The sequence below is a fragment of the Paraburkholderia hospita genome (genome assembly GCF_002902965.1).
Lineage (GTDB): Bacteria > Pseudomonadota > Gammaproteobacteria > Burkholderiales > Burkholderiaceae > Paraburkholderia > Paraburkholderia hospita.
On sequence record NZ_CP026107.1, the window covers coordinates 611,208 to 630,556 of the forward strand.

20 protein-coding genes and 1 pseudogene are annotated in these 19,349 nt (G+C 59.2%); 10 read left to right on the forward strand and 11 right to left on the reverse strand.

The window, feature by feature from the left end:
• Genes C2L64_RS36005 through C2L64_RS36015 form a run of 3 tightly spaced genes read left to right on the forward strand, consistent with a single transcriptional unit; the run spans position 1 to position 2,553 of the window.
• On the forward strand, positions 1 to 1,563 hold the full coding sequence (locus tag C2L64_RS36005; protein WP_009770016.1) for a hydrogenase large subunit: 1,563 nt from the start codon (positions 1 to 3) through the stop codon (positions 1,561 to 1,563).
• Positions 1,563 to 2,093: an NADH-quinone oxidoreductase subunit B family protein gene (locus C2L64_RS36010; protein WP_009770017.1), complete on the forward strand. Its 531-nt coding sequence runs from the start codon at positions 1,563 to 1,565 to the stop codon at positions 2,091 to 2,093. The genes C2L64_RS36005 and C2L64_RS36010 overlap by 1 nt, the downstream gene beginning before the upstream one ends.
• Positions 2,094 to 2,112: 19 nt before the next feature.
• Positions 2,113 to 2,553, forward strand: coding sequence for a hypothetical protein (locus C2L64_RS36015; RefSeq protein WP_039902076.1), 441 nt, complete (start codon positions 2,113 to 2,115; stop codon positions 2,551 to 2,553).
• Between the two features lie 114 nt (positions 2,554 to 2,667).
• Here C2L64_RS36015 and C2L64_RS36020 read toward each other — a convergent pair whose 3' ends face one another.
• Positions 2,668 to 3,168, reverse strand: coding sequence for a universal stress protein (locus C2L64_RS36020; RefSeq protein WP_009770019.1), 501 nt, complete (start codon positions 3,166 to 3,168; stop codon positions 2,668 to 2,670).
• 450 nt (positions 3,169 to 3,618) lie between these two features.
• On the opposite strand from C2L64_RS36020, the gene C2L64_RS36025 reads away from it, so the two are divergent.
• Positions 3,619 to 3,843: a hypothetical protein gene (locus C2L64_RS36025; protein WP_009770020.1), complete on the forward strand. Its 225-nt coding sequence runs from the start codon at positions 3,619 to 3,621 to the stop codon at positions 3,841 to 3,843.
• A gap of 487 nt (positions 3,844 to 4,330) precedes the next feature.
• Here C2L64_RS36025 and C2L64_RS36035 read toward each other — a convergent pair whose 3' ends face one another.
• The 5 genes from C2L64_RS36035 to C2L64_RS36060 form a co-directional block, all read right to left on the reverse strand.
• The gene (locus C2L64_RS36035; protein WP_009770021.1) at positions 4,331 to 5,842 is read right to left on the reverse strand and encodes a sensor domain-containing diguanylate cyclase; all 1,512 of its coding nucleotides are present in this window, start codon (positions 5,840 to 5,842) and stop codon (positions 4,331 to 4,333) included.
• 886 nt (positions 5,843 to 6,728) lie between these two features.
• A complete protein-coding gene (locus C2L64_RS36045; RefSeq protein ID WP_007741000.1) occupies positions 6,729 to 7,784 on the reverse strand; it encodes a LirA/MavJ family T4SS effector in 1,056 nt (351 codons plus the stop codon).
• An 877-nt stretch (positions 7,785 to 8,661) separates the two neighbouring features.
• A complete protein-coding gene (locus C2L64_RS36050; protein WP_009770022.1) occupies positions 8,662 to 9,117 on the reverse strand; it encodes a YeeE/YedE family protein in 456 nt (151 codons plus the stop codon).
• A 1-nt stretch (position 9,118) separates the two neighbouring features.
• Positions 9,119 to 9,553, reverse strand: a complete 435-nt coding sequence (locus C2L64_RS36055; protein WP_007741003.1) for a YeeE/YedE family protein — start codon at positions 9,551 to 9,553, stop codon at positions 9,119 to 9,121.
• 14 nt (positions 9,554 to 9,567) lie between these two features.
• Entirely contained in the window at positions 9,568 to 9,885 is a 318-nt protein-coding gene (locus tag C2L64_RS36060; RefSeq protein ID WP_079491590.1) for an ArsR/SmtB family transcription factor, read from the reverse strand.
• An 84-nt stretch (positions 9,886 to 9,969) separates the two neighbouring features.
• Here C2L64_RS36060 and C2L64_RS36065 point away from each other — a divergent pair, with 84 nt between their 5' ends.
• Complete coding sequence (locus tag C2L64_RS36065) at positions 9,970 to 10,830, forward strand: MBL fold metallo-hydrolase (protein ID WP_007589431.1); 861 nt, start codon at positions 9,970 to 9,972, stop codon at positions 10,828 to 10,830.
• 231 nt (positions 10,831 to 11,061) lie between these two features.
• Here C2L64_RS36065 and C2L64_RS36070 read toward each other — a convergent pair.
• The 3 genes and pseudogenes from C2L64_RS36070 to C2L64_RS36080 form a co-directional block, all read right to left on the reverse strand.
• A pseudogene (locus tag C2L64_RS36070) lies at positions 11,062 to 11,289 on the reverse strand (transposase domain-containing protein); the annotation flags it as partial.
• 139 nt (positions 11,290 to 11,428) lie between these two features.
• Entirely contained in the window at positions 11,429 to 11,659 is a 231-nt protein-coding gene (locus C2L64_RS36075) for a hypothetical protein (RefSeq protein ID WP_007589427.1), read from the reverse strand.
• Between the two features lie 117 nt (positions 11,660 to 11,776).
• Positions 11,777 to 12,208, reverse strand: coding sequence for a hypothetical protein (locus tag C2L64_RS36080; RefSeq protein WP_007589425.1), 432 nt, complete (start codon positions 12,206 to 12,208; stop codon positions 11,777 to 11,779).
• 669 nt (positions 12,209 to 12,877) lie between these two features.
• Between C2L64_RS36080 and C2L64_RS36085 the strand changes: the two genes are divergently transcribed.
• The 3 genes from C2L64_RS36085 to C2L64_RS55175 all read left to right on the forward strand — a co-directional run bounded on the left by C2L64_RS36085 (position 12,878) and on the right by C2L64_RS55175 (position 15,028).
• Entirely contained in the window at positions 12,878 to 13,465 is a 588-nt protein-coding gene (locus C2L64_RS36085) for an alpha/beta fold hydrolase (RefSeq protein ID WP_341808980.1), read from the forward strand.
• On the forward strand, positions 13,428 to 13,874 hold the full coding sequence (locus C2L64_RS55170; RefSeq protein ID WP_238554779.1) for an enoyl-CoA hydratase-related protein: 447 nt from the start codon (positions 13,428 to 13,430) through the stop codon (positions 13,872 to 13,874). Before C2L64_RS36085 ends, C2L64_RS55170 begins: the two co-directional genes overlap by 38 nt.
• Positions 13,875 to 14,644: 770 nt before the next feature.
• Complete coding sequence (locus C2L64_RS55175; protein ID WP_007589417.1) at positions 14,645 to 15,028, forward strand: hypothetical protein; 384 nt, start codon at positions 14,645 to 14,647, stop codon at positions 15,026 to 15,028.
• A gap of 223 nt (positions 15,029 to 15,251) precedes the next feature.
• Here the strand turns inward: C2L64_RS55175 and C2L64_RS53560 are convergent, their stop codons facing one another.
• The gene (locus C2L64_RS53560) at positions 15,252 to 15,710 is read right to left on the reverse strand and encodes a hypothetical protein (RefSeq protein ID WP_007746718.1); all 459 of its coding nucleotides are present in this window, start codon (positions 15,708 to 15,710) and stop codon (positions 15,252 to 15,254) included.
• Between the two features lie 843 nt (positions 15,711 to 16,553).
• Entirely contained in the window at positions 16,554 to 17,195 is a 642-nt protein-coding gene (locus tag C2L64_RS36105; protein ID WP_007589414.1) for a TetR/AcrR family transcriptional regulator, read from the reverse strand.
• An 87-nt stretch (positions 17,196 to 17,282) separates the two neighbouring features.
• Here C2L64_RS36105 and C2L64_RS36110 point away from each other — a divergent pair, with 87 nt between their 5' ends.
• A complete protein-coding gene (locus C2L64_RS36110) occupies positions 17,283 to 18,383 on the forward strand; it encodes an NmrA family NAD(P)-binding protein (RefSeq protein ID WP_007589413.1) in 1,101 nt (366 codons plus the stop codon).
• 45 nt (positions 18,384 to 18,428) lie between these two features.
• Entirely contained in the window at positions 18,429 to 19,025 is a 597-nt protein-coding gene (locus C2L64_RS36115) for a hypothetical protein (protein ID WP_007589412.1), read from the forward strand.
• Positions 19,026 to 19,349: the final 324 nt, after the last annotated feature.

Genomic DNA, 19,349 nt, shown 5'->3' on the forward strand with positions numbered 1-19,349 from the left:
ATGCGGATCGACGCGCTCGGGCTTTCTGACCTCGTTCAGCTGTCGGCGTCTGCGGGCAGGGCGTCCGCCTTTCTGGCACATACCGACGCCGCGACATGGGTCCGCATCGCCAGCACAGCACGAGAGGAGCGCGGACGGCTGATCTCGTTGTGGGGTGCTGAAGCGGCTGCGGGCACGTTCGTGGTGTCGGCAGCCTATGCGATGCAGGATGGCCTGTTGTGGGTGCGGTTGCCTGTCGCGATGGGCAAGGAAGGAGTGGCCAGCTATCCGGACCTGTCGAACATCTTTCCGTGTGCGTCGCGCATGCAGCGTGCCGTCTACGACCTGCTCGGGCTGCACGCGACGGGCGCGGCGGATACGCGACCGTGGCTGAATCACGGCAACTGGCCATTCGACTATTTTCCGCTTCAGAGTCTGTCGTCCGGAAACGAGCGCTTCGAATCACAGGAAGCGGATTACCCATTCATACAGGTCGCTGGAGACGGTGTTCATGAGATCGCGGTGGGACCGATTCACGCGGGCATCATCGAGCCGGGGCACTTTCGCTTCTCCGTCGTCGGTGAGAAGGTGTTGCGACTGGAAGAGCGGCTCGGTTATACGCATCGGGGTATCGAGCGGCTGTTCGGACAGACGCCGGTGGTGCTCGGACATCGTCTGGCGGGACGGATTGCAGGCGACACGACGGTCGCCTTTTCGTGGGCCTATTGCATGGCCGTCGAACGCGCACTGAACGTCTTTGTTCCGCCGCGCGCGCAGTGGCTGCGCGCCCTGTTGCTCGAACGTGAGCGTATCGCCAATCATCTGGGCGATCTCGGCGCGCTTGGCAACGATGCCGGCTTCGCCTATGGGCTCGCGCAGTTCTCCAGGCTGAAGGAAGACTGGCTGCGTCTGAACGACCGGGTATTCGGACATCGCTATCTGATGGACCAGATCGTGCCCGGCGGGGTGGCGCGCGATATGGCTGCGGAGTTCATCGAGATTGTCGCTGACCAGTGCGAGCGAACCGAAGACGCGGTCTGCGTGATGCAGCGCATTTACGAGGAGCAGTCGGGACTGCAGGATCGTTTTGCAGGTGCAGGCAAGCTCTCGGCGAACGTGGCCACGCATTTCAGTGTGTGCGGCCTGGCGGCGCGGGCGAGTGGTCTTGGCATCGATGTTCGCGTCGATCATCCTTACGCGCCGTATCACGAAGTCCAGCCTCAAATGGCGTGCGACAACCGGGGCGACGTGGCTGCTCGCGTCGCTGTGCGGTTCAACGAGGTCTACGAGTCGCTGCGGCTGATTGGCGCGTTTCTCGACGGTCTGCCTGACGGCGGCGTCGTCGCGCCAGTAGAAACCGGCCAGTCGCCATCCTGCGGTGTCGGCTGGGTCGAAGGTTGGCGCGGTGATGTGTTCGTGGCAATCGAGACGGGTGAAAACGGGACCATTTCCCGGTGTCATTGCCATGACCCATCGTGGCAGAACTGGCCGGCGCTGGAGCACGCGATCATCGGCAATATCGTTCCCGATTTCCCGTTGATCAACAAATCGTTCAACCTGAACTACGCGGGACACGACCTGTAATGTGGCAACTTCTCAAACAGATCGCACGCACAGACATTCCGGCCGGGTCCGTCCCGGACACGAACGACGCGTGGATAACCACGCAACACCAGCAGATCCAGCAGGAGATTCTCGACGTGCTCGGTCGCGCGCTGTGCATTCGCCAGATCGACGCGGGCTCATGCAATGGATGCGAGCTGGAGATTCACGCGCTGAATAACCCTTACTACAACATCGAGGGTCTCGGCATCAAATTCGTCGCAAGTCCCCGGCATGCTGACATGCTCCTGGTCACCGGTCCGCTCACGCTGAACATGAAGGAAGCGGTCCGACGGGCATGGGACGCGACACCCCATCCGAAGCTCGTGGTTGCTGCAGGCGACTGCGCGTGCACGGGCGGCATCTTCAGGAACAGCTATGCCGTGTGTGGGCCGCTTTCTGGCCTGCTTCCGGTGGACGTTGCTATTCCGGGCTGTCCGCCACCACCGATCGATCTGTTAAGAGGCATTCTCACGGCACTACGCTCGAGGCCGGACGCATTCGTGCCGTAGGCATTGCGGGAGAGAAATAGTGAACGGGTTAGGAGCAGTCTGCCTGGCATTGGTGCGCGGCACGTGGCCGCAGCTTGTCACGCTTGTGGGATTCCTGGTGGCAGTCGGCTTGAGGTTTCCGGGCTGGTTTGTCATTCTCTCGATCGCAGTTGTGGGCGCGGTCGTGTGGCACATTGGCCGCTGCCTTGAATCGGGCGGGGTGTCAGCGCTTCATGACCCTCTGCTGGGTGCCGTTCTCGTGGGCAGCGGACTGGCGTCGATAGTCCTCACGCTGAGATGGTGGTTCGTGGAAAAGCAGATGCAGTTGCCCTCAGGCAGTCTCCTGTATCTGGCAGGCCATGCCGAAGCGACAACCAGTCCCACACTGGCGTGGTCAAGCGTACTGACCCAGCGGAGCTCATGCCTGATTTTTCTTGCCATCGCCGCCATCTGGGCAATTCGTTGCGGTCGCGTGGACTGAGCGCCGAGACGGTCGGCGCCCGGCTCAATCATCTCTGCGTTTCCTGCCGGTCTGCGCCGTCGTGGGAATGCAAGCCGGGATAGCAGCGCGTGCAATGATGAACGTCTCGTTTGTCTACTGCCCTAGGTCTCTGGGCGTACCGTGTTCCTTTCCACTGGCCGCCTCGGGAGTCACAGACGACCGGACCACGAGCACGGGAATGTCGCTGTGCGTGAGTACCTTCTGCGTCTCGCTGCCGAGCAGCAGTGCCCGTACCCCGCGACGACCGTGAGAGGCCATCACGATGAGATCGCATTTCTGCTGAATTGCAACGCTGATAATAGCTTCATACGGATGTGCTCGCGTCGCCGTTACGGTCTCGCATTCGACGCCAGCGAGGCTCGCTTCTTTCATCACAGCTCCGAGGTAGTCATCCGCGTGCTGGTGGGCGACCTGAAGAAATCGTTCCTCAGTATCTGCAAGCATTTCCGGGCCGTACGCAAAAACGTGGAACTCCGGTATGACGTGAAGTGCCGTCATTTTCGCCTTGTTTTCGCCGGCGAGTGTCACTGCCAGCAGGATAGCGGATTCCGAGAGTGCCGAGCCGTCCGTCGGCACGAGTAGATGCGTGAACATGGCAATCCCCTGCGGCCAGACTCAATTGCCACTGCGTTCCGTCTGGAGCCTGCCGCCTGAACCGGAACGACTGCTTTCAGTATAGTCGGCTAGTTGAAAGAATGCCGGTTTGCTGAGTTTCGACTGTGCTGAAACATGCGCACGCAGATTGCTCCAATCCTGGCTGATGAATTTGCAGCGGGACGATGTCGCCAGATGTTAAGGATGGTTAAATCCACCACTTCGGCGTTGATGCATGCGGGGCAACGTCCGAGAATGAAGCTGCGATGACCGTACCGCAAGTGGCATGTTCGAGTCGCAGCCGGTGGCTGCGGCTTCTTTTTCAGCGATGTGGGTGAGGTTGCCGCCGGACGTGCGGAACGGGAAACCGTGCGTGACATCGTATGGGATGTCGCGGCCCTAGGGATGTTCAACGGTCGATGTTCAATGAGTTTTTTAGGGAGTGAGGAAATGGGAATCTTGGATAAGGTAGGCGAAATCGCGGGTGCGGTAGCGGCTGTCGAAGCGCTCGAGAAGGTTGATCCGGATGCAGGTCTGTTGACAAAGGCGGCGGCTGCCGTCGCCGGCTTCGAAGGTGCCGGCGCGATGGAATCACTTGTCGAAAAGAAGAGTGACAATGTGCAGGAGGCAGCCGAGGATCCGCAAGCCTCCGGCGCTCCGGAGTCTAAGGCGTAACAGCGTCTGATACGCTAGCCGGCGCCGAGTGACATTGGACCGGCCGGGCTCGATATGCTGGCTGCTGCTGTCAAGGAGAGCAACGTGATGGCAGAGTGCTTGCGCGACGGTTGCTGCATAGATATGATGGGTCGTCCCAATCACATAACGCGGGGATTTGCCGGGCAAATCCCTTCGTACTTGTGTGAGCGCCAATTGCGCGGCAGTAAGGCTGGGTCCCGCACGTGATGGTTGTGATACGTCTTGTTGTCTCTTGCGCTCGTCGAACACTGCCTCAATACCTTTTCTGGTGACTTCCTCAAGGAAGATCAGACGCGCCCGGTAATATTCAGCGCGGAACCGTGCGTCGAGTAGCGTTTCGCGCCCGAATTTGCACCACACCACCTCATCGACATTCAACTCCGATGTGAACTCGCCCTAAAGAGAACTGGGTAATTGCAAGCTTTGCGAGACGCTTACCGGTCCTCCCGAAAAGGCGCATGCAAGTTCATGTCCCGTCGTCCATTCCCTTTGACGATATAGCCTTCCCGACAACGCAATTTCTTCCGGCGCGCTTTGCTTCATAGAGCGCGAGGTCCGCCGCATTCGTCAACTCACCGAGAGACACATGACTGGCTCGTGTACCGCTGGCACATCCAATACTTACGGTGAACGGTGGACATTCAGAGAGCGCATTCTCAACTTCCGCGCGTATCGCTTCGGCGACACGTTTAGCATGTGGGGCATTCGTGTCAGGAAGCACTACGACGAATTCTTCGCCGCCATATCGAGCCGCGCAATCGCTGCGGCGCCGCACATGCTTTGTAATGCACTCAGCAAGGTGCCTCAACGCGCGGTCGCCCTCAGCGTGACCGTGTCTGTCGTTATATTGCTTGAAATGATCGGCATCGACGTACAAAACTGACAGGCAACTGTCGTTGCGTTGTAGTCTCGCCCACTCGCTAGCGAGACAGTCGTCAAGCGCGCGTCGGTTCCTGAGACCTGTGAGTGGATCAATTTGCGTGAGTTCCGTGAGGCGACCCTCAGCAGCAACGCGGTCCCTTAGCGCGAACGCAAGAAGCCAGACCACGCTGCAAAAGCCCACGCCGATCGCGGACGCTGAAATTCCAACTATCCACGACAACTGCTTCCATGAAGTGAGGACGTCATCAAGCGCTGGAGCGACCACTGCGATCAAAGGCGTGCCGGGCACGCGCTGAAATGTGTACAGTCGTAATTCACCGTCGGCCGATGAGCGCCCCGCATAGAACCCGGAATCCTGGCCAGCCATGCGTCGAAATGTGGCCGATTGGCTGAAATCGACAGGGTGGGATGATTTTAATGGCGGATTTCTGGCAACCAGCGTGCCATCGGTGCGTATGATAGCTGTGACGCCGTGGGGACCCACATCAAGATTCTCAAGCAACTGTCCAAAGTACGCGACGTCAATCGCGACGATCGCCACGCCGTCGAACGATCCGTCCAGACGGTCAATCCTTCTGGTCAGGGCGATGGACACCGCTTCGCCCCTGGAACGCGCCCGATAGACGGCCGATATATAGAGGCCGACCTTTGGGGATTGCCGGTGAACCCGGAAATAGTCTCTATCGCTAAAATTCCAGTGATGGGTGCTCGAGCAACAACCGTCTATCAGGTTTCCGTACTGGTCCGTCAAACCTATTCCAGTCACGTAGCGAGAAATTGCGGCCCGGTTGAAAAGAACCTTATGTCGAACATTGACTTCCATATTTTGAATTGTCGGTTCGCGTAGCGTCGCTATGAGCGTCTGGAGAGACTGATCGGACGATTCAAGGGTATGCGAGATATTGTCCGATATGGCAGCGGCGACGTTCCGGGAGGTCCCATGGGCATGCTGGATTGCCGTCCCCCTTGCGGCTAGCAGTGTCAGAAGACTGACACCTAGCAAGCCGGTAGCCAGCAGCGTTCCCAGTGCACCGACGATGAACGGGTGGCCGCCCGCAGTGGCGGTCACCCGCGTGAGAAGTTTATGAACAAACACGGTAATGAACTTGTAGGATTTTGGTCTATTCGTCTGCCCTGCGGATGTTCTTGACTTGGCGGCTTCACGACACGGCAGTCATGAGCAGGTTATCGGCTGGAAAAAGGAAAAATACAGGTCCGCCCGCGCGAACAGGCGTTTGGGAGTGAGACGGACTGTGTCGATGTAAAGGAATCAGACACATGCTGTCTGAAAAGCCGACACATTGAGAATGTTTTGAAGGAAAAGTTAAATCCTTCATTTTTATGAAAGAGACGGAGTCCGAAAAAACATTTTTCGGGACCTAAACAGACACGGCTGGTCAAACTCCTTGGCAATCCTCGGCGCTTGCCAAAGGATGTCAGCCAGGGCTCAGTCTCACGCAAAGGAAAAAAAAGCCCGAAGGCCCGCCACGCGTGAGCAACAGTCAGTACGGCCTGCCGCTCCTCGACGGATCTCCGCAAAGTAGATAGACAGCAGTCTGCTTTCTAGAATTTTCAATGGCCGCAATGGGTTGACCGTACTCATTCACGAAGTCGCCCGAGAGCTCTCGTTGAACATTTCCGCGGCAGATCTACGACACTCTCATTGAACCGGTGCTTTCGGCCATGAAGCGACGTTTGATTAGCGTTATCTAATGACGGAATTTTGGTGCGCACCCGACGTCGAAGATAACTTGAGATTTGGTCATGCCTCTGCGTGGTTTGCCCCGGATCCGCAAAGATGGCGGTCGCGCGGAACGGTTCAAGGCCAATCGAGGAACGTGCAAGTTTCTAACTCGAAGCGAGCGACGGGACAGGCTTCGAGGCCGGGGCTGGGCGTCAAGCAATCGCAATGGTGACTCAGGAGGCGCGAACAAAAGCAAATGCGTCAACGCGCATTGTGAACAGGTAGCGTGAAGCGATCCTTAATCGATGTAAAAGTAGGTGAGATGCCCGGCCTGACCGTGGAACTGCACCGCGATCTGATTCTCCGCGTTGACAACGCGTGCGGCTTGCGCCGTGTGGTTAACCTCATCCCGGATAAAGCGCGCGTTCGGCACGGACGGACTTGGGTTCCAGCCCCTGGTAGCGCGTCCGTCGGCACGATGGGTTTTGGGATCACCGGTGTGCAGCTTGGTGGTCTCCGTGCGTACTTCTGGGCCGGTCTTGGTCCAGGTGGTGGTGGTTTTCGTCGTCAGCCAGTTGCGGTTCTTGTAGCGGTAGTACAGATAGTTGGAAAGGAAGTGACCATCGATCGGCCCAGAGCCGGTAGTCATCAGATGATCCATGACGACCTGCGGCGCACGGAAAGACTGGGATTCCAGGGTTTCGTTGTTAAGGAAACTGGAGGTAGCAAGCCTTTTCATGTCGGAGGGGAAGCAGTCGGTCAGCCATTGCCAAAGGATCATCGAACGATCAGGCGCGCGGTCGTCCTTGGACGGAGCGCGATAGTCGGCCGTCAGCGCATACAGGTCTGCAGCGGCAGTCACGGTGCCCCCCCACTTGGCGATGGCCAGCCACTGAAGGCTATGAGCATGCTCGCCATGACGCAAATCCATGCTGTCCTTCCAGAAAAGCTTATTGCGTAGCATATAGCCGAGTTGCGGGTCACCCCCGATGAGCATGATGCCGATTGGCGCGTTGGGTGCCGTGTTGGCAGTAAAGCGATTCTCGAAACGGAAATTCATGCTGCGCGCCACCACGCCCATCGCGCGCGTAAACTTGTTGCGCATTTGTGGGTTAAAGGCACGATATGCGTTCCACATGTCGACCGACACCGCGTTCAGTTCGCGCTTGAAGTTCTCCGTATCGCAGAGAAAGTGAGCGATCTTGCCAAAGTCTTCCAGATAGGTCCTGTGCTGTGCCAGCGGAGTCGCGGTGACCGCTTTTCCAGCCGTCTTGTCCCACTTGGTGTAAGTGAACTTGTTGTCCTTGAGGCTCTTCAGCGCGTCGCCTGCAGTGTTGAATATGGTATTCGGCATGACATACTCCTCATCCATTGACAACGATACTGACGTGGTAGCGCCGCGATACGGCGCGACGCGTTCCGCTCCTGGTACACGCTGATTACTGCACATCTAGTCGTTCCGAACCCTGAGGTTGAGCATGGCAAGGTTTTGCACTCGCATCAGTAAGATAGGTAGAATAGGCTGCAATTTAAAGCCTTGGCAAGTCACGTTGATAAGAAACGGGGCCGCCTTTTCATGACCATTTCGCGCTTAGGTCGCCCGATGCATGGATGATTCGCCCCCAAGTGTCGGTCTTCCTACTGATCCTGTCGGCGCGCGTATCATGCTGCAACCAGGGCGTTTGCCTGAGCCAAGGGCGTGTTACCGAGCTCGGCTCGTGATACATGTTTGGCCGCTGCCGACTCGCTGTCCCATCAGAAAACCGCGTAGCTCTATCGAATATCCCACCGGTGCGCGTGAACGCTGCCTCCGGACGCGGTGTGCAGATAGGGGGATTCCATGAAGCCACTGCGTTCCTCGATCCGTTGCACGATCGACTGGAGCGCATCGTCAAAGCAGGGGGCGACCTAGCGGTGTCGGCCCGATGATATTCGTTGCGGGCTGATTCGATCGCTTTCATTGCTTCCTCTAGGTGGGTCCTGCCGCTTTTCCACTCGCCCAGTTTCAAGAGTGCGCCGCCTGTCGCCGAGCGTCGGCTATGGCGAGATCTCGTCGGCAAGGTGACCCGGTGAATGGCCGCTACACTTCAAAACGGGCCGCATAGATTCTAGGATATCGACCGTCAGCAACGGGTCGACACCGGTCCGATGACTCCTCATCGTGAAAGTGATTGCCGTGATAACCTCTGCTTATTCAACTGCGAGTCTTTCGCGGGTAGCGCAGATTGCGCTCACGCGCGTTGTGTCGTGGCTTTCGTCCGCTCGATCAGTTCGAAGACGGCCATGCCGGCAACCATTGCCGCCACGAAACCGACGGCCTTGGGGTAGCCAGCGCCCAGCGCAACGAGCGCGGGACCCGGGCAGAAACCGGCCAGTCCCCAGCCGATACCGAAGGCGGCGCTACCCAGAACCAGCCTTAGCGTGATGGCCGTTCTGACGGGAAGTTGCATCGGCAACCCAAGATATGACCTGTCACGGCGTCTGGCCGCGAAAAATGCAAGTGAGCCGACCGCAATGGCGCCAGCCATCACAAAGGCGAGTGACGGGTCCCACCGGCCGGCCAGATCGAGGAAACCCAGCACCTTCGCCGGGTTTGCCATGCCTGACACCATCAGGCCAACCCCGAAAAGAAGACCGGCGAGCAATGCCGTAACCGGCGCAATGAGCGTTGTCTTGAGGGCTGCCATATCAGCCTCCGATCAGGTGACGTTGTACAAAGACGGTCAGAAATCCTGCGGCCATGAAGGTTGCGGTGGCGATGAGCGAGCGCACAGACCCTCGGGAGAGACCACATACTCCGTGGCCGCTGGTGCAGCCGCTGGCATAGCGGGTACCCATGCCGACAAGAAACCCGGCCGCAAGGATCGCGCCCCAGCTCGCCTCGATCTCTGCCTGTGCAGGTTTGCCCAGCAGTCCTGCGATGACCGGTGCGCCGACGAGCCCCGCCAGAAACGCGAGACGCCAGTTGACGTCATCGCGCGGCCAGGCCAGCAGGCCGCCGAGGATGCTGCTGATGCCGGCGACGCGCCCGTTGAACAGTATCAGCACGGCAGCCGCGATACCGATCACGAGCCCGCCTGTCAACGAGAGGCACGGTGTGAAATGACCAAGGTCGACCAGCATGATTCGCTTCCTTACTACTTCGGGCAGAACTGTTCATAAAGTACGGCCATCACGGCGAGCGCGTGCGGACTCGCCACCGAATAAAAGATGTTCTTGCCTTCCCTGCGAGTGACTACGAGGTCGTTTTCGCGCAATACGCCCAGTTGCTGTGACAGCGTGGGCTGATGGATGCCAAGTTGTTCCTCGAGCTCACCGACCGACATCTCGCCTTGGGAAAGCTGGCACATCAGCAGCAGGCGGTCGGGATTGGCGAGCACCTTGAGCAGGGCGCACGCATTTGCGGCGCCGGCCTGCATCGTGGCGAGGTCGATGGTTAGACGAGTTCTTTTCATGGTCGAGATTCAATCTATTTCAACATAATATATTGTACGATATATTGTATGTGAATAGAATGATTTCATTCCCCGGAGATAGCCATGCCACCGACCATTCATCCTTTCTTTGACCCCGCCACCTGGACCGTGACTTACGTGGTGTTTGCAGAGGGTCATGCCGGATGCGCCATCATCGACCCGGTGCTGGACTACGATCCCAAGGCTGGACGGACCTCCACCGCCAGTGCCGGCAAGGTGATCGATTTCATACGTGAGCGTGCGCTGCGCGTCGAATGGATACTGGAAACACATGCACACGCCGACCATCTTTCTGCTGCTGCGTATCTCAAGCGCGAACTGGGCGGGCGCATTGCGATCGGCCAGCACATCCGGCGTGTGCAGGGTGTCTTCAAGACGCTCTTCAACCTCGAGCCGGCGTTCCGTCTGGACGGATCGCAGTTCGACCACCTTTTCGAGGATGGCGAGATGTTTGCCATCAATGGTCTGACGGGCAGGGCGATGCATGTGCCCGGGCACACGCCTGCCGACATGGCGTACCAGATCGGGGACGCCGTGTTTGTCGGGGACACGCTTTTCATGCCCGACGTCGGCACCGCGCGGTGCGACTTTCCAGGCGGTGATGCGCATGAACTGTATCGCTCTATCCGCAAGCTGCTGGCCCTGCCAGCCGACGTGCGGCTATTCATGTGCCATGACTATCCGCCCGAAGGACGCGGGCCTGCATGGGAAACCACGGTGCGCGAACAGCGGGAACGCAATATCCACGTGCACGACGGCGTAAGCGAAGAGCAGTTTGTCGCCATGCGCCAGGCACGCGATGCGACCCTGGCGATGCCCACGCTGATCCTGCCGGCGGTGCAGGTCAATGTCCGCGCCGGTGAGTTTCCGCCGCCAGAGGCAAACGGAGTGCGGTACCTCAAGATCCCTCTGAATGCTGTCTGACGTACCACGGACCTCGCGCGCGTCCGGCAGGTGAGGGCGCGTCCCCGTCCACTGTTCGCCGTTTAGCTGTTTCAGGAAGCAGGCCATGATTGGTAAGCACTTCGCGACGACCGTAGCTGACTTTCGCGCGCGCGTCGATGATGACGGGTCTAACGGAGAGATCGGGGGAGATCCTGTCCGCGATCTCTAATCATGGACAGGATGTATCTGGATCTCCCGTGATTGCCGTCCTTACGGCGCACCGATTGATGGGTCGGCTGACTTGCGCAGCCGGTCTGCGAGGTTCCATGGCAACAGTTCGTCGATATGATTGGTCTTGTGCTCGGCGATGTGAGTAAGCACGTAGGTCAGATAAGCGCGTGGAACGACACCATTGAGTTTGCAACTGCCGATGAGCGAATACATTGCGGCTGCCCGCTCGCCCCCGCTGTCGGAGCCGCAGAACATCAAATTCTTGCGTCAATGAACATAATTCCATTAACGCAATAATGCGCAGTCGAAATATCGTTAATTGTTATCATGTACATCGACGAAGTCACCTAGGATGGTTTTCTCGGTAGGCAGTAGAACTATGCTCGGGTGCACTGTTCATGATCGTCTATCCAAGCGTGACAGCATGCGATTCCAACGCATTCAGCTTACTCTCCGGTTCGAAAGCTTCCGAGATTCCATCCACGTCCGAGACCTTGATGTCACACGTGATGGTGCCGCTTCCTGCGAGCCGCTCCGCTCTAAGGGTGTCCTCCTGCAAAAAAGGTCCAACCAAATCCCTGCGCTTGTTCGATTTCTTGCGGCGCAGCCGAATACGTCTGCGCACGAAGGCCTTCATTACCGCTACTATCGAGAGTTATCTCTATAGAAAGCCAAGGTCGGGACGAAACTCTGCATGGCCATCGAGTGTGCGTCATGCGTCCGCATCGTAAAGCGTTCGTCAAGATGAATCGGCTCAAGACGCTCCCTGATCAGCATGCATGTAACCTATTGCCAGCTGAATCAACGCATCAATGTTCGCGTTGGTGTCGAGAATGATCTGCATCGAAGTGGGACCTGACGCGGTAGTCTGCACGTGCAGCATGAAATGATGAATGACAAAACAGTTCTTGCGGGCATGGACAAACGGCCGAAGAGCCGCAGCGAGACGGCCAGCCGGTGCGTCAAATTGCCAGCGGGGATATCGGAGCTCGCGCGGACGCGTTGGAGATACGAGCGCGTAGACTTCGCCGCGCTCCCTGGCTGCATCGATAATCGCCGGTTCGATGTATGCATAAGCGGCCGCGTCCTCGAGTCGGAGGTTATCCGGCTGGTTGAACACAGCAATCGCGCGATCTCTTCCGCGTTGCCGGGCCGCTGCGAGTGCCTTAGTCAGGGACGTGCTCATTACGCATGTTTCCAATCATTGATGTTCTCGTGCATCGACAAACAAGGCTCCGTCAGACTTGCGCGCGCGCTGCGGCGGTCCCGGCTACAAACTCACATGGTCCGGAAAGGAAGCCGTTTGCTGCTGCATGGGCCTTGTCATGGCCGTGGCAAGGAAAGCCACACGCACGCCTGCAGTTTGCTGCCTGCATTGAACGGCGGCGTTTCTCGGCTGTCGTTTTCCGCTGACTAGCTTTGGTGACGATGCCTCGATCGGCTCGGGAACGCCCCCAAGAGTCAGCATTGACGATCGCTATCCCGCCCATTGAAAACCGCACGACACGCCCGAGAGCCGACCGAAAGCACATTCGACGAATCGGCAGATTACTTCAGGAACTAACAGACAGGCTCCGTAGCTCGGCTGGTGCCGTAGCCGCAGCCGTCATCGGAAGGTTCTAAGGGGCCACCCGTTGACTCCAAGGCGGATCCGCCACCCCGCGTGTCCGTTGCCGTGATAACCCGCGCCTTATCACTGCAATCCTCCTAGGTCGGGCGCCGCGCGTGCGAGGGAAAGGGCGGAGTCCGTCGGCTGATCGGCCTAAGCGGTCGTTGATCCCTCACGGTGTCAGCGGCTGGTATGGGTTCGGGAGCGTGAGTTCGCTGATGCCGGAGGCTGCCCTCCGGCTGGTCGATGCTGCCACCGTCAGCAATCCGCCATGTTGCTGACGTAGAGCCCAACCTGCCCCAATGTCGGCATTGGGTGCGACAACAGGCGCTGGCTGACAGCGGGTGGTATGGTTTCACGCGGGCGCCGCATCTGCGTGTAGACGGCGCGGTCGCCACGACGATGTCGCGTCGTGAACAACTATCTGAAGGGCGGCGCACCGCAGGCGTTCGATCTGCTCTACTGGACGCCAATGGCACCAACGTGCCCGGACCGATGTACGGCTGGTATCTGCGCAACATGTATCTCGGGAACAACCTGTGCAAGGCGGGACGGCTCATCGTGTGCGGCACGCCGGTGGGCCTTGGGCACATCGACATGCCGAGCTACATCTTCGGCACGCAGGAGGATCACATCGTCCCGTGGAAGGGCGCGTATTGTTCGACGCAACTCGTGCGCGGCGAGACGCAGTTCGTGCTCGGTGCGAGTGGACATATAGCGGGCGTGATCAATCCGGCGTCGAAGAACAAGCGCAGCTACTGGACCGACGGCATGCTCGGCGACGATCCGGGGCGTTATGTGGCGAAGCATCCGCCGGACGTCATGGGTGCGTGACCCGTGGCGAGCGCTTCAGGGCCTTGACAGAATCAAGGGGTTCCTCAACGCACTACGACAAGATCCTTACCACGAACCTGGCGATGGTGTTCTTCGAGCCCGTGTCATCACCTTGCATCGGCCGCAACAGCCGAATGCGCTCAATGACGTGCTGGTGGATGAACCCGGCGCAGCACTGCTTGCATACGATGCGGGCGATTGCATCGGCTGCATTGTAGTGTTTGGCAGTGAGTCGTTCGCTGCAGGCGCAGATATCGCCGCGATAGCGAACCTTGACTTCGCTGAGGTCGGAAAGCGCGCACTTCATCATGCGCAATTGAGAAACGATATGTCCGGTGCGCAAGCGTGCAATTGCTGCTATCGCGGGCTTTGCGCTCTGCGCTTGGCGGTGGCTTTGAGCTCGCGATGACGTGAGACTTTATTACCGCTGCCGACAACGCCCGGTTCGGTCGGCCTGCAACCGGGCTCGGCATCATCCCCAAGCTTGCAAAAGGCGTCGGGTCTATACATGCATTGCATCACGGGGGATCCCGCGACACGGTGTTGTGTGTGCCGGCCACGGGCACAGGCACCGCACTTAGCATCACGTCGGCCGGTCTCGCGAGTGATACTGCGCTGTGCAGCGGAGGTCGAGGCCCTTCGCTGCACGGTTCAACGCAGCAGAAAGGCGGCGAACGGTCCAGATGAGAAGGCTATAGTCGGGCCGGATCTTAAAGTCATGTTGTGCATCGACTTCGGGCAATGCTGGAGCGCACGTACTTGCCGCGTCCGCAGCCATGCACCCATTGGTCGCCATGGTGACGATCACAATGCAAAGAATCCTGCATGTACTATGCATTTCCCTTCAATTGCTGTCTTGCGGAACGCAGAGGGGTAGGCGGTACATCCTGCGTTCAGCCACGGCATTCCGAGGAGCGGGTGCTCAACCAAACCAGGGAGGCCGGCGTCGACGGCGCGCGGGGCCCATTCAGGGCACTGATGGCCATCGGTTCGACCTGGATCACCTGCTGGGGCGATCGGCGGTGGTCTATACCTGATCATGGCGACTATGCGGCAGGCTGACGCGACCTCACCGGCTCGCGTTTGAGGGTTTTCCTTAGCCTCAGGCAGGCAACAATGTCGATGGTTGGCCGTCGGCGGACATGCTAGGATTTCTTTCAAACAACTCCGGAAACTGCTATGCCGTTCATCTGCGAAAACGTTGAATGTCGTGCCGTGCTGGCTCGCGGGCAGGTCAGATCCAATCACGAGGACGAGGGGTGGTGCTTCTACTGCCCGGACTGCAAAGTCAGGAACGAGTTGAAAGATATCGGTGTACCTGGCGGTCCTGTCGAGTTGGTCCAGCTAGAAAGATCCGACCTTCCGCACAAGGTAATAGCGACAGCTCGACCATTGGAGGACGGCAGGTACGCAGCGCGATTGCTCGTTCAGAGGGCACTCGGTATGAAAGGAACATATGGGGTCGAGGAACGCTGGGAGCAGCTCGGAGTATTCCTCGACGCGCACGAGGCCGTAGCGCACGCAAAGTCTTTCGCAACAGACCTGCTGGAGCGAAAGGTCTAGTCGAGAGTGGCACGCTGGATTGCTCCATACCAATCAATGCGCGGATCTTTACGGCAGGCCCACGACCGTAGATCCGCGCGACAACCTGGTGCTTTACGGCGTGCATGCCGTGCAGAAAGCGTTTCAGCGTTCGGTGCGCTCAATAGGCGGTGTAAACGGATACCGCACCACTCCGAATACTTCACCGTACGGGATGACCGGCTTGAATTCAACCAACCTTAACTCACGAAGCACCATTGACAGCGAGCTTGACAAAGAGTCTGGCTGCTTCGTTGCCATGGGACAAAGCGCGCAGTGCGAGGGAGAGTGCTAGCTGTGCGTCGTGGGAGACCGCGCTACGATCCTGATCGAAGAGATTGACAGCGTGGCGCATATGCTGCGCCGCCTGCGTGTGAAGCTCCACGGCCGCCGCATGATGTTTTGCCACGTCCGCGGCACTTACGCCTGAGCCGGTCGATGGAGGCGTTATCGACGGCGTATTGGTGCTGTGCGCACCAGCGTCGTGTGCGTGATCGATCGCATGCAACGTGTGGCCATGGGCCATCATCGCCTGATGTGCGGCGTGAGCAAAGTCTCGACCTTCCTCGAAATGCCGGGAAGCCTCGCGGTGATGTCGCGCGGCCTGCTCGTGGTGTGACGCCGCGGCTTCGAGATGCCCCTTCTTGCTATGCTTCGTGTTCACGCCGGCTCCTGTGCAACTTCAGAACTAACTCCGATGGCGACCGATTCGAAGATACAGTGGTGGGTCGTAACGAGATCCTAATCTACATCACTTGCGCCTTCTGTGGCATTTGCGTTTCGTGGAAAATCAGCATCACGTTCGGCCTGCTTTTCGAACCGTGTGTTGTGGTGAGCGTGCGTATTGGATCGCGCGAACCGGAACAAAGCCGTGTAGAGCCTCTTTAGTTTTCTCAGTCGTGCAGAAAAGAGGGCGAACCGGCACTTGGTAGCGAGCAGAACCTGCAGCCACTATGTGAATCCGCCGGTGCCAGTCGGAGGGTCGCAGTCTCCGAAAGGGTCGGCATTGGATATTCGAGGGGACGCCTGTCTCAACCACGGGGGTTCGACATCGAACTTCCGGATACGGCCAAGCGTCAATCGCTCGCACCGTCGCTCAGACATTCAGGCGTCCGTTCCGCATCATGGGGACCCGCTCGACGGAGGTGAGAGCTGCCATTCGCCGACGCCGGTTGGTGAATGGCGGCAAATCAACCCGCAGTCGACGCACCGACACCTGTCGCTGAACGTCGGCTAAGGCCGACATCCGTGCTTTGAGTATCGGGCGGGTTTCGTTCAGGGTTTATCGACGCCTGTTGACATGCGCGGAGGCAGGCACATTCCTGCGGCCGATGGCAGGCATCGAATAAACCTTAACGCCCAGCAGTCGTCGGCCAGAACTGTCACTCAAGCTCGCCTCGCGGGTTTCTCGATAGCGGTCACCCGGGAGCCGTTCCCGGAATTGCCAGATGGCGTGGCATCGGATGGATCATCCACGCATTAGATGTATTGGCGGGGCATCGCAGCGCTACGGGAGCGGATGAAGTTGAAGAAAGACAGCTGTGGCGTTGCGGGCACGTGCCGCGACTTCGCGTGAGTTCGGCCGCTCGGCGACGCCAAGCAACAGGCTAACCATCAAATTACCCCACAGCAACCCGCCGTACTGTTCGGCAAGGTCGGCAGGACGGCCATTCAGAAGTCCGGACGCCTGAGCCCGGGCCATGATTTGACGCAAGGCGGCACGACTTGTCTCTCGCCCTGTCGAGTCGAGCGCTTGCGCCACCTCGGGCGCGTGGACCGCCTCGGCGATTGCCAGTCGGAAGACCGCGATGACCGTTGGATCGGTGATCTCGCGGACGAGCTGCGTCCCGAGGGAAGTCAATACGTTCGCGAGTGTCTCGCGGTCGTGCGGCACAGGCAAGTCAGCGGGTACCTGCAGTCTCGTGGCGCGCGCGCTGATGCATGCGATTAGCATTTCCTTCTTGTTGCCCACCAGCGCATAAAGTTCTCGTTTCGAAACCCGCGCGCGCGTGGCGATCTCAAGCGTGCTGGTCGCCGCGTAGCCACTCGTCATGAACGACGCAAAGGCTGCATCGAGAATACGCGCGCGCACCTCAGTTTCGTCGCGGCCTTCCTGGCGGTCCTTTGACAGCGATACCTTGGTCATCATTGTCTATCTTGACATTCGGTACCGCAGAGTACCATACTGGAGCAACCATCTGGTACTTATGAGTACCACGACTGCTCGGAGGCGATCGTGCTCAAGCCAAGGATCCTCGTAACCGGCGCGACCGGGAAGACCGGCAGCGTCGTCGTTGCCGAACTGCTGAAGGCCGGCTATCCCGTACGCGCCATGGTGCGCCGGGAAGATGGCCGCAGCGTGCGACTGAAAACGCAGGGGGCCGAGATAGCGGTCGTCGACATGAGTGACGTCGAGCGCGTCGCCGACGCGCTGAAAGACGTTCAGCGCGCCTACTTTTGTCCGCCTTTCGATCCCTACATGATTCAGGGCGCGGTCGCGTTCGCCGTCGCCGCCAGGGAATCCGGGCTCGAACACATCGTTAGCCTGACCCAGTGGCTGTCGAGTCCCTCGCATCCCGCCCTCATGACCCGGCAGCTTTGGCTCGTCGATCGGCTGTTCTCGATGACGCCGGGAGTCGCGCATACGATTGTGAGGCCGGGCTTCTTCGCTGACGCCTACCTCGCACTGACTGGATTTGCTGCGCACCTCGGAGTATTTCCCTGGATCTATGGCGATAGCCGTAACGCGCCACCGTCCAACGAGGATATCGCGCGAGTCGCCGTCGCGGCCCTGATGGATCCTGCGCGCCACGCCGGGAAGCGCTACCGCCCCACTGGACCGGAACTCCTTGGCGCGGGGGACATGGCCAAGGCGATCGGCCGGGCCGTCGGGCGATCGGTCAAGGTCGTGCCGATGCCGATCTGGCTATTCATGAAGGCTGCCCGGATGGGCGGCTTGCCGATCGACCTGATCAGCGGCGTTCGCTACTACATTGACGATCACAAACGCGGGGCTTTTGAGCTGGGCGCTCCGACCACGGACGTGCTCGATTTGACTGGTCAGCCAGCCGAGGACTTCGAGACGATCGCGCGTCGCTACGCGGCGCTTCCAGGCAACCGGCGGACGCCTGGCAATTGGCTTCGCCAGTTCGCGCAGTTCGTGTTCGCCCCGCTCAGCGCCGGTTTCGATCTCGAGCGCTACGACCGTGAACTACGCCGTCCGTTTCCGTCAGAACCGCAGTTTGCTTCTGAGTCCGAGGTCTGGCTGCGCGAGCATGCCATGGCTCACGCGGAGCGAGGCGCTGTGACCACAGAGCTACGCACGCTGCGCGCTTAAGTTCCTCACGAGCGATCGCGGGAATTCGTACCAAAGGAGAGTCTCATGCTGCCCCAGCTCTGTTTTTTCGTTAGCATCGCATTCAGCTTCAGCACGTGGGGAATCGTCACCAGGCGATACGTCTGGCCAAAACTCCGTCTCCTGCGACCAGTCGAAGCGCTGCGGCCTCTTCTCATCCTGCACAGCTTCCGCTTCATTGGGTTGGCATTCCTCGTCCCAGGCGTCGTGTCGCCCGAACTGCCGTCTGCCTTCGCGTATTCCGCCGCCTACGGGGACCTCGCTGCGGCGACACTCGCGTCGCTATCACTGGTATTGTTGCCACGCGCGGCCGGCATTGTGGTCGCCTGGATCTTCAACTGTTGGGGCCTGGCAGATCTCCTGAACGCGTTCTATCAGGCCAATGATGCCGGGCTCGTGGCGGGACAGTTGGGCGCGACCTACTTCATTCCGACTCTGGTTGTACCCCTACTGCTGATCACGCACGGACTCATCTTCCGGATTCTTCTGCAACATCAAAATCAGCCCGCAATGCGGGAAAGCCGGCAGCCCGGCGAAGGGCTATCAAGTGGAGGGCCCATGATCGATGCGACGACCTCCACAGAGCCCCAATCGGTCGGTGCGGCTACCCGTCTGACGAGGTGAGGCACAATCCGCGCAGCAGCGGACATCGCAGCTCCAGCAGCAACATACCGCATAGTGGGCCGTCAGGATCACCTTTCAAAGGGGGCGTGACGACACGGGCGAGTCTCTCAGAGTGGTGTTGAGTCGGTAGATGGTGGACCAGGCGTCTTCGAGCGAAGCCGCGGCCCCCGTCTCCGCAGAGCGAGTTCTGTGTCGGCAGCAGCGAATCAAGGTCTGTAGCGACGACTACATCAGTGTCCGCGGCTGTCTCAATCAATGTCCGCTAGCAGCAGAGCAACCTGACGGCTCTGAGTCCATTTCATCGGTTCGTCGCGAGCCCTGGCA

Excerpts from the sequence above, each read along its gene's own strand:
- C2L64_RS36005 (WP_009770016.1), top strand. The coding sequence starts at position 1 with ATGCGGATCGACGCGCTCGGGCTTTCTGACCTCGTTCAGCTGTCGGCG.
- C2L64_RS36010 (WP_009770017.1), top strand. The coding sequence starts at position 1,563 with ATGTGGCAACTTCTCAAACAGATCGCACGCACAGACATTCCGGCCGGG.
- C2L64_RS36020 (WP_009770019.1), bottom strand. The coding sequence starts at position 3,168 with ATGTTCACGCATCTACTCGTGCCGACGGACGGCTCGGCACTCTCGGAA.
- C2L64_RS36025 (WP_009770020.1), top strand. The coding sequence starts at position 3,619 with ATGGGAATCTTGGATAAGGTAGGCGAAATCGCGGGTGCGGTAGCGGCT.
- C2L64_RS36045 (WP_007741000.1), bottom strand. The coding sequence starts at position 7,784 with ATGCCGAATACCATATTCAACACTGCAGGCGACGCGCTGAAGAGCCTC.
- C2L64_RS36050 (WP_009770022.1), bottom strand. The coding sequence starts at position 9,117 with ATGGCAGCCCTCAAGACAACGCTCATTGCGCCGGTTACGGCATTGCTC.
- C2L64_RS36055 (WP_007741003.1), bottom strand. The coding sequence starts at position 9,553 with ATGCTGGTCGACCTTGGTCATTTCACACCGTGCCTCTCGTTGACAGGC.
- C2L64_RS36060 (WP_079491590.1), bottom strand. The coding sequence starts at position 9,885 with ATGAAAAGAACTCGTCTAACCATCGACCTCGCCACGATGCAGGCCGGC.
- C2L64_RS36065 (WP_007589431.1), top strand. The coding sequence starts at position 9,970 with ATGCCACCGACCATTCATCCTTTCTTTGACCCCGCCACCTGGACCGTG.
- C2L64_RS36075 (WP_007589427.1), bottom strand. The coding sequence starts at position 11,659 with ATGAAGGCCTTCGTGCGCAGACGTATTCGGCTGCGCCGCAAGAAATCG.
- C2L64_RS36080 (WP_007589425.1), bottom strand. The coding sequence starts at position 12,208 with ATGAGCACGTCCCTGACTAAGGCACTCGCAGCGGCCCGGCAACGCGGA.
- C2L64_RS36085 (WP_341808980.1), top strand. The coding sequence starts at position 12,878 with ATGCTGCCACCGTCAGCAATCCGCCATGTTGCTGACGTAGAGCCCAAC.
- C2L64_RS55170 (WP_238554779.1), top strand. The coding sequence starts at position 13,428 with ATGTGGCGAAGCATCCGCCGGACGTCATGGGTGCGTGACCCGTGGCGA.
- C2L64_RS55175 (WP_007589417.1), top strand. The coding sequence starts at position 14,645 with ATGCCGTTCATCTGCGAAAACGTTGAATGTCGTGCCGTGCTGGCTCGC.
- C2L64_RS36105 (WP_007589414.1), bottom strand. The coding sequence starts at position 17,195 with ATGATGACCAAGGTATCGCTGTCAAAGGACCGCCAGGAAGGCCGCGAC.
- C2L64_RS36115 (WP_007589412.1), top strand. The coding sequence starts at position 18,429 with ATGCTGCCCCAGCTCTGTTTTTTCGTTAGCATCGCATTCAGCTTCAGC.